The organism is Leptospira congkakensis, from assembly GCF_004770265.1.
Classification (GTDB): domain Bacteria; phylum Spirochaetota; class Leptospiria; order Leptospirales; family Leptospiraceae; genus Leptospira_A; species Leptospira_A congkakensis.
Map to the genome: position 1 here is coordinate 446,589 of NZ_RQGQ01000004.1, position 13,511 is coordinate 460,099.

14 protein-coding genes are annotated in these 13,511 nt (G+C 40.2%); 6 read left to right on the forward strand and 8 right to left on the reverse strand.

What is annotated here, in order from left to right:
* Nucleotides 1-55: 55 nt before the first annotated feature.
* Together EHQ70_RS03095 and EHQ70_RS03100 are read left to right on the forward strand one after the other, a co-directional pair.
* Nucleotides 56-412, forward strand: a complete 357-nt coding sequence (locus EHQ70_RS03095) for an STAS domain-containing protein (RefSeq protein ID WP_135580328.1) — start codon at nt 56-58, stop codon at nt 410-412.
* Between the two features lie 3 nt (nt 413-415).
* A complete protein-coding gene (locus tag EHQ70_RS03100) occupies nt 416-1,165 on the forward strand; it encodes a diacylglycerol/polyprenol kinase family protein (protein ID WP_135583476.1) in 750 nt (249 codons plus the stop codon).
* An 85-nt stretch (nt 1,166-1,250) separates the two neighbouring features.
* Here EHQ70_RS03100 and EHQ70_RS03105 read toward each other — a convergent pair whose 3' ends face one another.
* The 8 genes from EHQ70_RS03105 to eno are packed head-to-tail and all read right to left on the reverse strand — an operon-like array spanning nt 1,251 to nt 8,526.
* Nucleotides 1,251-1,766: a hypothetical protein gene (locus tag EHQ70_RS03105; RefSeq protein ID WP_135584317.1), complete on the reverse strand. Its 516-nt coding sequence runs from the start codon at nt 1,764-1,766 to the stop codon at nt 1,251-1,253.
* 49 nt (nt 1,767-1,815) lie between these two features.
* Nucleotides 1,816-2,349, reverse strand: coding sequence for a DUF4416 family protein (locus EHQ70_RS03110; RefSeq protein ID WP_135583477.1), 534 nt, complete (start codon nt 2,347-2,349; stop codon nt 1,816-1,818).
* A gap of 3 nt (nt 2,350-2,352) precedes the next feature.
* Complete coding sequence (locus tag EHQ70_RS03115; RefSeq protein WP_135583478.1) at nt 2,353-3,732, reverse strand: TldD/PmbA family protein; 1,380 nt, start codon at nt 3,730-3,732, stop codon at nt 2,353-2,355.
* Entirely contained in the window at nt 3,732-5,117 is a 1,386-nt protein-coding gene (locus EHQ70_RS03120; RefSeq protein ID WP_135583479.1) for a TldD/PmbA family protein, read from the reverse strand. Before EHQ70_RS03120 ends, EHQ70_RS03115 begins: the two co-directional genes overlap by 1 nt.
* 31 nt (nt 5,118-5,148) lie before the next feature.
* Nucleotides 5,149-6,162 carry a YheT family hydrolase gene (locus EHQ70_RS03125; protein ID WP_135583480.1) on the reverse strand — a complete coding sequence of 338 codons (1,014 nt, stop codon included), beginning with the start codon at nt 6,160-6,162 and terminating at the stop codon, nt 5,149-5,151.
* Complete coding sequence (locus EHQ70_RS03130; protein WP_135583481.1) at nt 6,149-6,757, reverse strand: ClpP family protease; 609 nt, start codon at nt 6,755-6,757, stop codon at nt 6,149-6,151. Before EHQ70_RS03130 ends, EHQ70_RS03125 begins: the two co-directional genes overlap by 14 nt.
* Before the next feature lies 1 nt (nt 6,758).
* The gene (locus EHQ70_RS03135) at nt 6,759-7,223 is read right to left on the reverse strand and encodes an FtsB family cell division protein (protein WP_135583482.1); all 465 of its coding nucleotides are present in this window, start codon (nt 7,221-7,223) and stop codon (nt 6,759-6,761) included.
* A 1-nt stretch (nt 7,224) separates the two neighbouring features.
* Complete coding sequence (gene eno, locus EHQ70_RS03140) at nt 7,225-8,526, reverse strand: phosphopyruvate hydratase (protein ID WP_135583483.1); 1,302 nt, start codon at nt 8,524-8,526, stop codon at nt 7,225-7,227.
* 122 nt (nt 8,527-8,648) lie between these two features.
* Here eno and lepA point away from each other — a divergent pair, with 122 nt between their 5' ends.
* From lepA to EHQ70_RS03160, 4 genes are all read left to right on the forward strand, one after another.
* The gene (lepA, locus tag EHQ70_RS03145; RefSeq protein WP_135583484.1) at nt 8,649-10,454 is read left to right on the forward strand and encodes a translation elongation factor 4; all 1,806 of its coding nucleotides are present in this window, start codon (nt 8,649-8,651) and stop codon (nt 10,452-10,454) included.
* A gap of 169 nt (nt 10,455-10,623) precedes the next feature.
* Entirely contained in the window at nt 10,624-11,649 is a 1,026-nt protein-coding gene (locus tag EHQ70_RS03150; RefSeq protein ID WP_244288201.1) for a hypothetical protein, read from the forward strand.
* Nucleotides 11,646-12,599 (forward strand): glycosyltransferase family 2 protein, encoded by a 954-nt coding sequence (locus EHQ70_RS03155; protein ID WP_135583485.1) that lies wholly within the window; start codon nt 11,646-11,648, stop codon nt 12,597-12,599. Before EHQ70_RS03150 ends, EHQ70_RS03155 begins: the two co-directional genes overlap by 4 nt.
* 20 nt (nt 12,600-12,619) lie before the next feature.
* Nucleotides 12,620-13,450: a hypothetical protein gene (locus tag EHQ70_RS03160; RefSeq protein ID WP_135583486.1), complete on the forward strand. Its 831-nt coding sequence runs from the start codon at nt 12,620-12,622 to the stop codon at nt 13,448-13,450.
* Nucleotides 13,451-13,511: the final 61 nt, after the last annotated feature.

Here is a 13,511-nt window from a genome sequence, read left to right on the forward strand (position 1 = left end):
GTTTTATTTACTTGCAATAGAGTGCAAGAATGAAATAAGAAAAATAACAAATTTTATGAGCCTAGACGATTTAGTAGTTTCCACTGAAAAAATAGATACTGTGTATGTGACCAAATTACAGGGAAATCTAAATAACTTTACTGCCGAAAAGTGCATCAAATCGATTCTCAATTCCTTAAAACATGGATCGGTCATTTTGGATCTGGAAGAGTTGAATATGGTAACTACCCAAGGAATCATCGCTTTCAAAACCATCAGCGAAGAAGCCTTCCTGCACAAACATAAAATCATCTTAATCAATCTCCCGTTAAGTGTTAGGCAAGCATTTTTAATGGCAGGGGTTCGTAATTTATTTCCCATCGCTAACAATGAAGAGGCAGCATTTAAAATGGCCTCAAGACCCAGTAGGTAAACCGTGAATTCAGGATTTAATTTTTTTCGTAAAATTTGGCATGTACTCGGGCTCATCATTCCCGTGACTCTTTTTTTTGATCCCTTTAAGGATTCCTTCGGTCTTGTCTTTGCAACTCGGGCCATCCTGGTTTCCTTACTTGGAATCCTCCTTGTTAGTTTATTAATTTTGGAATTTGTAAGACTGAATCACTCCGGTTTTGAAAATTTCTTTTACAAGTATTTTGGGTTCTTAATGAAAGAGTCTGAAAGAAAACGATTCAACGGAACCGTTCCTTATTTTTTTGCGAACTTCCTAGTTGTTTTGTTTTTCCCTGCCGAAGTTGCGATTCTTGCCATTTTGTTTTTAGTGATTGGGGATCCCTTTGCGGCTTATGTAGGAAGTAAGTATGGAAAACATAGATTTTATAATGGAAAATCACTCGAGGGAATCATAGGGTTTTTAGTTCCCGCATTTTTGTTTTCTATTCTAGCACTTTTTCTCATTACCAAATCCCAACCAGGAAGTTTCCTTGCGGTTCTTGATAACCAAGGAGCCATTCTCTGGACTCCCATTTATCTTATGTTCTTTTCTGTGGTCTCGGCTTGTGTGACTGAGTTTTTTGCAAATACAACGGCTAAGGGACTTGTGGATGATAACCTTCTCATTCCAATTGTAGGGGCAGTGGTTCTATCGGTTTTATCCTTATTGTATTTGGATTATACACCAATGGATTTTTTCTTCGACCCAAAGGCTCTTTACATTCAAAAATAAGTTCAGAATCCAATGGCTTTCCGTGATACAAAAACGGGGGCCATTCAAAACTTAAATCATCCTTTTAGCCAAAAACAAAGAAGGGTTATTTCCAGCGTAGTTCAACAGTTCTCTGTTTGGTGATCATATCCATTCCAGGAACAACCACTTTGTATTCTAAGGAAATGGGACCAAGTACTTCTAACTGAAAAGGTAACTTTTCGATTCCTTTATGACGGAACTCCTCTTTCAAAAGGGCTCCTAAATAGTGAAAGGACACAACTACATTGTTTTGGAATAAATTCCCTTCCATCCGCTCCGATGAATTTCCATATATCAAATAGGCTACGTAACCAGAACGAAAAGCCTCCTTTCCCAATCCATTATAAGGTTTGGAAAGTACCAATCGAAACCCAGGTGTTTCTCTTGCTGTAAAATACAAAAAATTTCCAAAATCTTCGTAGGAAGGATTTTCTTTTTTAAATAAATTTTTATCCAGATAAACTATATCTTTTTCTGTTTTTGGTTCTGTACAATCTAAAGGTTCATTAAAATTATCACAGAATTGAAATGGATCAGCGGTTGTCTTCGAACAGTTACAAATAGATAGTCCCAAACCCATAACTAAACTAATTACAGTGAAAATCTTAGAGGTTTGATTTACAGCCCAATTAAGATTTGAATTTATTGAATTCATAGGATTCCCTGAGGGTATTAAAAAAATAACTCACATCTCTTTCTCGGAAATAACTCTGTGTAGAATTTGGAACAACCAATTGGCCTCGAGAAAAATGGTAAACTGTTTCCGAATACACACCTTGAAACAAATAACTGCGGTGGAAATCATCCTTTGATTTCGCAATGACTATGTTATGCGAAGTTACATAACCAGGGATGAGTAACACACTCTGGTCTTTTTTTTGAAGTAAAGTTTGGAACTCTAAACATTCCTTCTTTTTTTCAACAAGTTCCTCTCTGTGAATTCTTTGTTTGAAGGAAAGAACTTTTGTAAATCGTCCCGGATAAGCAAATTCCCTTTCTGTTTCATCAGGAGTCCATTTGGGAAGTAAAACAGATTCATAGAGGATTTTAGAAAACCGTTTCTCCGCCATCGCCTTCAATTCAAAAAGAATGTCTTCTTGTTGGTAAGAAAGAATGACAAAAAACGAAGCGCCAGGAGGTCTTTCTAAAATCTCTTGCGGCATGGGTTACTCTTCAGTCACTCCCGTAATGGTAAATCCATCGAGTAACATATAAGGAACAAAGGAAGATTCGCCCAGAAGTTCTCCTTCTTTGGAGATTGCTTCGATTTGCTCTAGTGCATCAAATGCATTTCCCACAATTTGTACCTCACGGACCGGGACTTTCTCTCCATTTTCTAAAAGGTATCCCCCTTTGATCACTCCCGAAAAATCACCGGAGGCTCCATCTTTAGTTCCCGAAATTCGGTTCACAAAAAGAGTTTTTCCAGGGAGTTTAAAAAACTCATCTTTTGCGGAGGTGCCTGGTGCAATCTGGAGTTGTTTGGAACCACAACCAGGGAGACTTTGGGCTCCACCACTTGCAGATCCATTGGATTTCGGAAGGCCGGCTTTTTTAGCTTCGTAAGTATTGTAGAAGTAAGTATTTAAAACTCCCTCTGTCAGGACTGATTTTTTTGAAGTAGGAAGGCCTTCGCGGTCAAATCCAGTTGACCCCATCAAACCATTGTTTATTGGATCATCCCAAATAGATAGTAAAGAAGAAGCAACTTTTTCACCTAACTTATCCGCCATTTTGGATTTTCCTTTGCGGAGACTTGTTCCATTTAAAGAACCAATAAAAAGTCCGAGAAAAAAAGAATACACGGCATCAGGAGGAAGTAAAACCTTTCCTTGAAATCCAGAGATGGGTTTGGCATAGAGTGCCCCCATACATTTGTCTCCAAAATTCATAAAGGCTTTTTTCCATAGAGTTTGGAACTGGTTTTTGTCAAACCCACTGGCAGAATCATAATCAAAACTTCCGACTAAATCTCCATCCACACCCATTCCCATCACCGAAGCAGAAAGTTCAGCACCCAGTTCATGGGCCATCACTCCCTTGGAAGAAACGATGAGTTTGTAACCCTTGCTAAGCGAAAAATCTCCCGAGTCAATATTGACCTTGGAATACAAATCATTTCTCCAACCAAGAGCCTCTTTCGCAGAATTGACCAAATCCTCAATTCCCAATCTATCTAAGGAATCATCATATTGGTTGAAATGATTCTGAATGGATTCTGGTTCCGGAAGTCCCAAATCAAAATCTGGAGTGGATTGGCTTTTTGCCAAACTATAGGCTTCTTCAATCGACTGATAGAGGCTAGGGATATGATTGGAGATGATAAAACCTTGGTTTCCCTCAGTGATCACACGAATTCCAAACATATTTTCTTCGGTCGCCGTACAGTTGTTTAAGTCATTTTTTTCTAAACTGACATCTTCCGAATACCCGTAACTGGAATAAATTTCAACTTGGTCGATCCCGTTTGTTTTTGCTTTTTTGACTAAATTAGAAAGTAAATCTTTTTGGTCGTTTAAACGTTTTTCAATCGAATTACGATCCATTATTTACCACCTAATAATACTTTTGTGCGAACATAAGGACCACCGGCATCTACTTTAGCTGGTTGTCCTTTCCCACAATGTCCCGAACCCAAATCCCATTTGAATTCTTTGGAAACCATATCAACATTTTGTAAAACATCAAAGGCAAGACCGGAAACAGTCACACCTTTCAAAAGATCCGTGATCTTTCCATTTTGGATACGATACGCTTTTTGAACGGCAAACATAAATTCACCAGTGGCATCTGCTTGCCCATTTTTGGCGCCGTCTAGATAGTATCCATCTTTTGTATTGGCGATCATTTCTTCTAAACTGGAATCTCCAGGAACGAGGAAAGTGTTACGCATGCGAATGAGGGGAACATCTCCATACTCCCAAGCCCTTGCGGATCCCGTTGGTGCCACTCCAAATCGTTCGGCTGTTTCTCGGTTGTGGAGGTAAGAGGAAAGGATTCCGTTTTTGATAATGACGGTATTTGTCGGAATGATTCCTTCATCATCTACAGGAATGGAACCACCAGCTCCTTCGTAGTATTCTGAATATCCTGAGTCGCATAACGTCACTAAGTCGGAACCAACTCTATGTCCAATTTTTCCTTGGGCCACAGATCCGGATAAAACAAAGTCTGCCTCTACCGTATGCCCAATGGCTTCGTGAACAAGAAGGCCCACAATTGAAGGAGATAAAATCACAGTGGAGAGGCCGCCGTCAGGTAAAGAACTGGAAAGTAAATCCACAGCTGTTTTGCAGGCCTCATCCGAAATCTCTGTGGGAGATTGGGAACGAAAAAGACAATCCCATCCGCCAGTCACACCAATGGAATGAGAGCCCGATTCCATCTTTCCATCTTCTTTGGCCACAGCTGACACTCGAAATTCTGGTCTTACCATACTAAAAAAACTATCTGCTCCATCTGTGGTTACAATGGCTTTCTCTTCATAAATTTCAGAATACCCGCAACCCACGGATTGGAGTTTCGTCGATTGTTTGGCTGCCGCATTTTGGATGTCGAGGACGAGTTTTAATTTTTCTTCTACGGTTCGGTTACGAAAGTCTTCTATCCCTTTCCCTATAAAATCCCCAATGGCAAAATTCGCCTTTGGCAAATTCGGAATTTTATCTTTTCGGAGAGCTGAAGATAGGCGAGCCGCTTTTTTGGCCACTTGGATGGCATTTTGAATAGAAGATTTTGAAATTTCGCTAGTAGATGCAAAACCCCAAGTTCCCGCTTCCAAAACCCGAACCCCAATTCCCGTTCTTTTGCGAAGTGCAGTGGACTCGACTCGTCCTCTTTCGGCAAAGAAGGAACGACTTTCTTTATGATGGTATCTTAGTTCTACGAATCCGGACTCTTCGGCTAAACATTCTTTTAATAGGTTTCGCATACGTCCCTTCCTTATATTTTAATTTCTATGATTACGATTTGATTTGAGAATCAAAAAAATCGAGGAGGATCCGAGGAAGCCATCTTCCTTCTGGATTGTCCGGAGAAGGATCACTGATAAATCCAACATGTCCCCCTTTTTCCGTAAGAACGGTTTGTAATAGGGGATAGGACTTCCAACGAATTTCGTGCCAAACTTCCGAAGGAACCACAGGATCATCATCCGCATGGACTATGAGACCAGGAATTTTGATTCCACCGAGATATTTGACACTGGAACAAATATTATAGTATTCCAATACATTCGCATAACCGGAAATTGGTGCTGTGAAAAAATCATCAAAATCAAAAAATGACTTACTTCGCAAAACTCTTTCTTTCATTTTATCTGAGATTTCATAAACCCCAGAGGTTACCTTTTCTTTCATGGTATCCAAAAAATGATCGCGGTAAAAATTTCCAGCACGTGAATCAATAAAGTCACAACTTCGTTTTAAATCCAAAGGAGGGGATGTGGCCGAAAATGCCTTCGAATAATGTTCCCTTTTTTCTCCAAAAAATTTGATCACCAGATTGGCCGATAATGAAAATCCAGAAACAAATATGGATTTAGTAAAATGTTTATAAATGTATTTTAATACGGCTTCTAAATCTTCCGATTGGCCTGCATTATAAGGTTTTTTGGCAACACCAAACCCACGACCACAGTTTCGTAAATTCATACGAACTACCCCATAACCACGATTAAGCGCTTCTTTTCCAGCACTTACCATATAATGAGATTCAGAACTTCCTTCCATTCCATGAATGAGAAGTAAATAGTATCCATTCCATTTGGCGGAATTTTTTCGAACTAAAGAAAGAGGGGGGTTGTGTTCTAACCAAAGCAAATCCCCAGACCCATCGTTTGTGGGAATGAGGATACTCTCTGAATAGTACTCATCCTCAAGCGAATTGTCTGGAGGAAAAAGTACATTGTAGACAGTTTGTAAATGTCTACCTTCTAAAAATCTTCTTGGTTTGAATTCTCTGTTAGACGACGTCAATTTTGTTTACGATCTTATCTACAATCCCGTAAGCCAAAGCTTGATCGGCATCCATATAATAATCGCGATCCGTGTCTTCCACCAATTGTTCGTAGGTTTTGCCACAAGCCTCAGCTAACATTTGATTGAGTTTTTCTTTGGTTTTGACAATGTCCTGAGCATGGATGAGTAAATCCGTTGCCGGAGCTTGGATTTGTCCTCCAATAGAAGGTTGGTGGATCATCACTCGACCATTCGGCCAAATGTAACGATTTCCTTTTTTCCCGCCAATGAGAAGGATGGAACCCATTGATGCTGCCATTCCCATACATACAGTATGTACCGGTGAGGAAATCATTTGCATGGTGTCATAAACGACAAGTCCAGAGGTAACAACACCACCAGGGCTATTGATATAAAATGTAATTGGTTTTCCAGGATCTACCATTTCCAAATACATAAGTTTGGCGGTAAGTTCCTTGGAGGATTCGTCAGTGACAGGACCCCAGAGAAAGATTTTCCGTTTTTCCAGGAATTTCTTACCCATGTTTTTGTCGCTAATGAGATCTTGGATGGTTTCGGTGATTTCTTTTTCTGGTGTTTCTTCTTCTGGCATATTAATTCAGTCTTTTGTGATTAGACATAGGTTGCAAGCGTTTCAGCTTGAAGTAAACGCCTAGAATCAGGAAAACACTAAAAGAAATAAAAAAGAAACGTAATAAAAAGAGCGGTGGTTCTTTCCAATCCGCACTCAAACCCGCTGTGCGTAGCGTGGCGGGAAGCACCTTTGGTTTTTCCGCTGTGCGCGAGATCGATTCTTCAAATTTCAATACATGTGCAGTTTCAGAAAGTAGGTAATACTTCCTTGCTTCCTGTTCTAAGGCATAAGCATCATTTTTCAGGCGGCGTTCCTTTTCTTCCAACCCTTGGTTTTCCACCACAAGCCTCTCTACTTCCGCATTGAGATTTTGTAATTCTTTCTCGAGGCGCATACGTTCGGCGATCCCTGACTCGGACAAAAGTCCGAGATAGAGACCAGCGCAAATATAAGTTACGAGTAAGGAGGCTTTCGATGGTGTCATATTACTTTAAGTTGTAAAAAGTGTTTACTCCGCTATAAGTCGCATTTTTTCCAAGTTCTTCTTCGATGCGAAGGAGTTCGTTGTATTTAGCGATTCGGTCTGTTCGGCTGAGTGATCCAGTTTTGATCTGACCAGAGTTTGTTGCCACAGCGATATGAGAAATAGTAGAATCTTCGGTTTCCCCAGATCTATGAGACACAACGGCAGTGTACTGCGCTTTTTTAGCCATTTCAATGGCACTGAGGGTTTCCGTAAGAGTTCCAATTTGGTTCACTTTGATGAGAATGGAGTTACCAATCCCTTTATCGATCCCTTGGGCGAGTTTTTTGATATTGGTTACGAACAAATCATCCCCCACAAGTTGGATCTTTTTTCCCAGTTTTTCGGAAAGTTTTTTCCAGCCTGTCCAATCGTTTTCATCTAGGCCGTCTTCCATGGTAATGATCGGATACTTGGACACTAAATTTGAGTAGTATTCTACTAGTTCTTCCGCAGTCTTTTCTGGTTTTTTCTCTGCTTTGAGAACGTATTTCTTTTTCTTCTCATCATAGAACTCGGATGCTGCGCAGTCCAAACCGATTTTGATATCAAGATCTGGTTTGTACCCAGCCTTTTCAATTGCCGTAAGGATGACTTCAATGGCTTCGCTATTGCTAGTTAGGTTAGGAGCAAATCCACCTTCGTCACCCACAGCAGTATTCAGACCTTTGCCTTTCAGAACGGACTTCAAACTATGGAAAACTTCGGCACCCATCCGAAGGGCTTCGCGGAAATTGGGAGCCGATACGGGAAGGATCATAAATTCTTGGAAGTCGATATTGTTGTCTGCGTGAGCACCACCATTGATGATATTCATCATAGGGACAGGAAGTTCACGAGCAAAGGTTCCACCGATATAACGGTATAATGGAAGGCCTGTATGTGCAGCGGCTGCTTTTGCCACAGCCATAGAAACACCGAGAAGGGCATTGGCACCTAACTTAGATTTATTGGCAGTTCCATCTAGGGAAATCATAGTTCCATCAATGAGGAGTTGGTTGGTTGCCGAAAGGCCTAAGATGGATTTAGAGATTTTAGAATTTACATTTTCTACGGCTTTTAGTACACCTTTTCCGGAGTATCTTTTTTTATCACCGTCACGAAGTTCGACTGCTTCGTGTTCACCAGTTGACGCACCAGAGGGAACCGCCGCACGACCAAAGGAACCGTCTTCGAGTGTGACATCCACTTCAACGGTTGGATTTCCTCTGGAATCCATGATTTCACGGGCTTTGACGGAACGAATGCTATCTTTTTGGGACATCGGGAATTGTTTCTCCTAAGGGATAATTTCCTCCCAGTCTTAGGAATTTTAAGCCTCTGACAATAAACTTTTTCGACAAAGAGCCTAGTTCCAGGAAAATGACTTAAAAAGAAGAGGGAACCGTGAACGAACGCCAAAAATTCACCCGCAATTTTTCCATCATCGCCCATGTCGACCATGGAAAATCCACTCTGGCGGATCGTTTGCTTGAGATTGGCCTTGTCACCGACCAAAGGACAAAAAAAGACCAAATTCTCGATTCCATGGACATCGAAAGGGAACGTGGGATCACCATCAAAGCGAACAATGCGTCCTTTGATTACCATGCCAAAGATGGAAATATCTACCATTTAAATTTAATTGATACCCCGGGCCACGTGGACTTTACCTACGAAGTGTCTCGTTCCCTTGCTGCCTGCGAAGGAGTTCTTCTCATTGTGGATGCAAGCCAAGGGGTAGAAGCTCAAACTTTGGCCAATTTATACTTAGCGATGGATTTAGATCTTCGCATAATTCCCGTTATTAACAAAATAGATCTACCTTCTGCGGATATTGACAAATGTAAACTCATGATCGAGGAGTCTTTGGGCTTAAATCCCAATGAAGCCATTCCAATTTCAGCAAAAACAGGACTGAACGTACAAGATGTTTTAGAGGCTATTTCTTACCTCCTTCCACCTCCCAAAGGTGATGTGGATGCTCCACTCAAAGCACTCATTTACGATTCCTTCTTTGATACCTATATGGGTGTTGTCGCAAAAGTTCGGTTATATGATGGGAAACTTCGCAAAGGCGAAATGATCCATATGATGAACATTGGCCGCCAGTTTACTGTGACGGAAGTGGGGATCAACAGGCTTTCCATGGTTTCTTGCGAAGAATTACAAGCAGGTGACGTAGGTTATGTGGTCGCTGGTATGAAAAAGATGGGAGATGCCAAAACAGGGGATACCATCACCCATGCCAATAGACAAACGGCAGAAGATGTCAAAGGATTTAAAGACGCAAAACCAATGGTATTTGCTGGGTTATTTCCCATTAACGGGGAAGACTTTGATGCCCTTGTGGACGCCATCGAAAAACTAAAGTTAAACGATTCTGCTCTCACCTTTGAAAGAGAAAATTCCGCAGCCCTAGGATTTGGATTTCGTGTGGGTTACTTGGGACTTCTTCATATGGAGATTGTCCAAGAACGTTTGGAAAGAGAATTTAATTTAGCCCTGATCACAACGGCTCCGTCCGTTAAATTTCGAATCACAACAACGAAAGACGATGTGATCGAAGTGGATAACCCTAGCAAATGGCCTGACCCCATATTAATTGGGAAATCCGAAGAACCTTTTGTCAAAGCAACAATTATCGCTCCCGAATCTTATGTGGGAAATATCATGTCTCTTGTGATTGAAAAACGAGGAATCCATATGGATACGGTTTATCTCTCCAAAGACAAACTCCAACTCACCTATGAACTCCCTTTAGCAGAACTTATCTTTGAATTCTACGATAAACTCAAATCTTATACCAAAGGCTATGCCTCTTTGGATTACGAAGAAGTGGGGTATCGAGATTCCAAACTCGTGCGGATGGATATCCTAGTGAATGGGGAACCAGTGGATGCACTCTCCTCGATTGTCCACAAATCCAAAGCGGAAGAACGGGGGCGGGTCATCATTGAAAAATTAAAAGACCTGATCCCTCGCCATCAGTTTATGATTCCATTGCAAGCGGCTATTGGTTCCAAAGTGGTAGCCCGGGAAAGCATTTCTGCCCTTCGTAAAAACGTAACTGCCAAGTGTTATGGTGGGGATATTTCTCGTAAGAAAAAACTCCTCGAGAAACAAAAAGAAGGAAAGAAACGTATGAAACAAATTGGAAACGTAGAAATCCCACAGGAAGCCTTCTTATCCATTTTAAAAACCGGGGACTAGGGATCTAAATTCTGCCAAGGAAATTCTTGGCAGAATCAAAACGATCTTCCCCATCTATCTTATGAAAGACCCCAAACAAGGTTGATACCAAATGAATCTTGTCCCTTCCGATCCTTTCAATCACTCCCGTTTTTTCCCCGAACTTCCGACGAACATATCTGAAATCCCCTTGGCTACGACATTGGATTCATTACTACCAAAAGAGGCGAAATCCACGCGAGCTGCTCTCGGTATTCAATCAAAGCCAACACTCCATCTCATTCGTGATGACCTACTTCCTTTTGGTTTTGGAACCAAGTGGCGAAAGGCTTTTGGTATTCTCCAGTATTTGCAAAAATATCAGATTCGCAAAGTCTTCCTTTGGGGTGCCATCCATGGAAACTATTTGGCAAGTTTTACTTATATTCTTCGTCGCAGCGGAATCACCGTAGATACGATTGCCTATACAAGAGACCCCCAACTTCGGTCGTATAATGAAAGATTGGTTCGAGGACATTCTCATACTATAAGCTGTTATGCGAATCGAAAGGAAGCTCATGCGGTTTGGTTAGATAAGAAAAAAAAATACCCAGGTCTATCTTTACCGGAATTTGGAATCCACGTTGGACAAAATCTGGGACTCCGTTCTTTCTGGCAGGAACTGGAGAAAAAAATCTTTCAGTCTCTAGATCAGAAGGATGCAAATTCACCTACCAATCAAAAGATCAAAGCCATCCTACGAATGGAAATCGGATCGGGAGCGACCTTTCTTTCTGCCCTAGATTATTTTAATGAAACATCGATCCTTGTCCAAGGAGTGATGGTAGGAGAAAAAAAAGAAACCTGGATATCCAAAAGGGAAGATTTACAAAAACAATTAGGCCTCCGAACCATTGCCGCAAGAGAAGGACAGATTTTGGAAATCGTGAGAGAAAACAAATCACAAATAGAATCTGAAAAGAATCAGGTCACAAAGACAGTATCCTTTGGGAAACAAACCCAAGTCCAAAAACAGTGGATTTACGATTTTTATCGAAATACAAATATTCTCTTAGAACCCATATATAGTGGAATGACGATGAAACCCTTACTACGGGAAATATACGAAATGCAATTATCTCCGTCTTCTGTAATACAAACATCTCCTATTTTTTATCTCCACCAAGGGGGACAAATCCAACATCTAGACTTGATTTTGGAAAAAGAATCGGAATGAATCCTTTGGAAAAACCACTCGTTTCTGTCATCCTTCCCAGTTATAATCGCAAAAACATAGTGGATAGAGCCATCAATTCGGTGGTCACTCAATCCTATCCCCACTGGGAACTTCATATCGTGGATGATGGGTCGACCGATGAAACCTGGAAAGATTTACTTTCGAAATTGCCTCGATGGAAAACGCAACTTTCTTCCTTTGGAAGAAACCAGAAATCCATCCAAGTCCACCAAACAGAACATAGGGGAGTGAGTGAGGCAAGAAACTTTGGAATTCAAAAAACAAATGCAGAGTGGATTGCATTTTTAGATTCTGATGACGAATGGTATCCTGAGAAACTTTCCAAACAAATAGAGTTTCATAAATCAAATCCCGAATTTTTCTTTTCTCAAACCAAAGAGGTTTGGAACAAAAAAGGGAATTTAATGGAACCAAAAGGAAAATACAGGAAACGTTCTGGATGGTTTTTAAAAGAATCCTTAGAACTTTGTATGGTTACCTCTTCCAGTTTTTTGGCGCATAAACCAACATTGGAAACTATTGGGGGATTTCGCACCGAACTACCGGTATGCGAAGATTATGATTTATGGAACCGAATCCTTTTAGCTGGATATCCCATAGGGTTACTAGAAGAAAATCTTATGGTTCGTTACGGAGGTCATGAAGACCAACTCTCAAACCAATATCTTGCTTTAGAGAGATTTCGATTGTATTCTCTTTTATTGACGAAAGAAGAATTGCGTGAAAATGGGAAATGGGATTTGTTAGAACCACTAACAAAATCTCTTTTTCAAACTGCCATCAATTCTCGTCTGGAGACGATCCTCCACGGCCGAACCAAACGAGGAAAAGATACAGAATGGATTGAAAGTTTCATTGCCAATTTTTTATCAGAAAAACCAATTTCGAAAAAGAATTTATCCTCTTTGTTAGTTGACTCTCTATTTTGATCTGAAAAAAGTTGGGATCTATGTTCCGATTCCGATCTTTGATTTTCCTTCTACTAACAGTTTATAGTTTTTCACTCGTCTATTCAGAAGGTACGTCACCTAATGAAATTCGCTTTCGGATCGCAAAAAATAACGTTCCCTTTAAAACTGAAACCAATCCATATTATCTCAGCCATATCCTAGAATCGAGAATCTTCCAAGTTTTGAAATTAGATTTTTCACCTGAAGAAATTGTGACCTTAGTCAATTTTATTTTGACCCATGCTTCCAAGGAGAATCCGAACCAAATTGTCATTCCTGGATACGAAAAGAATTTAGAACTTGTCATTGGGTTTCGTTATATCGAAAAAGCAGGGGACACTTTATTTCTTGTTGTTACCAATTACAATATAGAAACAGAAAGTATCGATACAAGTGATCTTCAAAAACAACTAGCGACCATCTGTCAGGTTAAATCCAATCGGTTTGTATATTCTGAAGATCTGAATTCTGAGAAAAAAATTGCAGAATACAAAGAATCGGGAAATCTCCTAAGTCTTGCCAATCATTATCTTATGGATGAAGATCCTAATAACGATAGTTTGGTGAATCCAATCTTGGAATCCATCCTAGCCGATGAAAATAGAAACGAATTAGAGAAATTTTTTGCTTTTTTAACAAAAGGGCAACTAGCCCTCATCCAAAAAAATCTAAATTTAGCAGAAGAAATCAAATCCAAATCTCTTTTAAGGATTCAGAAAATCAAACCAGAAGATAAAGAAAAAGCAGAATTCATCTTAAAACTCTATTCAAAAGAATTGGAATGGATGAAAATTTTCGAAAATAAAGAAACTGACCCCTTGAAAACATAAAAACCCGACTGTTTCCAATCGGGTTTTCTCGTCATTTACCGCAAAACAGGAATCTTGCGGC

What these genes read in the sequence shown, in the direction of transcription:
- EHQ70_RS03130 (WP_135583481.1), bottom strand. Translation starts at nt 6,757, where the DNA reads ATGCCAGAAGAAGAAACACCAGAAAAAGAAATCACCGAAACCATCCAA.
- EHQ70_RS03095 (WP_135580328.1), top strand. Translation starts at nt 56, where the DNA reads ATGAGCCTAGACGATTTAGTAGTTTCCACTGAAAAAATAGATACTGTG.
- eno (WP_135583483.1), bottom strand. Translation starts at nt 8,526, where the DNA reads ATGTCCCAAAAAGATAGCATTCGTTCCGTCAAAGCCCGTGAAATCATG.
- EHQ70_RS03105 (WP_135584317.1), bottom strand. Translation starts at nt 1,766, where the DNA reads ATGGGTTTGGGACTATCTATTTGTAACTGTTCGAAGACAACCGCTGAT.
- EHQ70_RS03110 (WP_135583477.1), bottom strand. Translation starts at nt 2,349, where the DNA reads ATGCCGCAAGAGATTTTAGAAAGACCTCCTGGCGCTTCGTTTTTTGTC.
- EHQ70_RS03160 (WP_135583486.1), top strand. Translation starts at nt 12,620, where the DNA reads ATGTTCCGATTCCGATCTTTGATTTTCCTTCTACTAACAGTTTATAGT.
- EHQ70_RS03120 (WP_135583479.1), bottom strand. Translation starts at nt 5,117, where the DNA reads ATGCGAAACCTATTAAAAGAATGTTTAGCCGAAGAGTCCGGATTCGTA.
- EHQ70_RS03135 (WP_135583482.1), bottom strand. Translation starts at nt 7,223, where the DNA reads ATGACACCATCGAAAGCCTCCTTACTCGTAACTTATATTTGCGCTGGT.
- EHQ70_RS03115 (WP_135583478.1), bottom strand. Translation starts at nt 3,732, where the DNA reads ATGGATCGTAATTCGATTGAAAAACGTTTAAACGACCAAAAAGATTTA.
- EHQ70_RS03155 (WP_135583485.1), top strand. Translation starts at nt 11,646, where the DNA reads ATGAATCCTTTGGAAAAACCACTCGTTTCTGTCATCCTTCCCAGTTAT.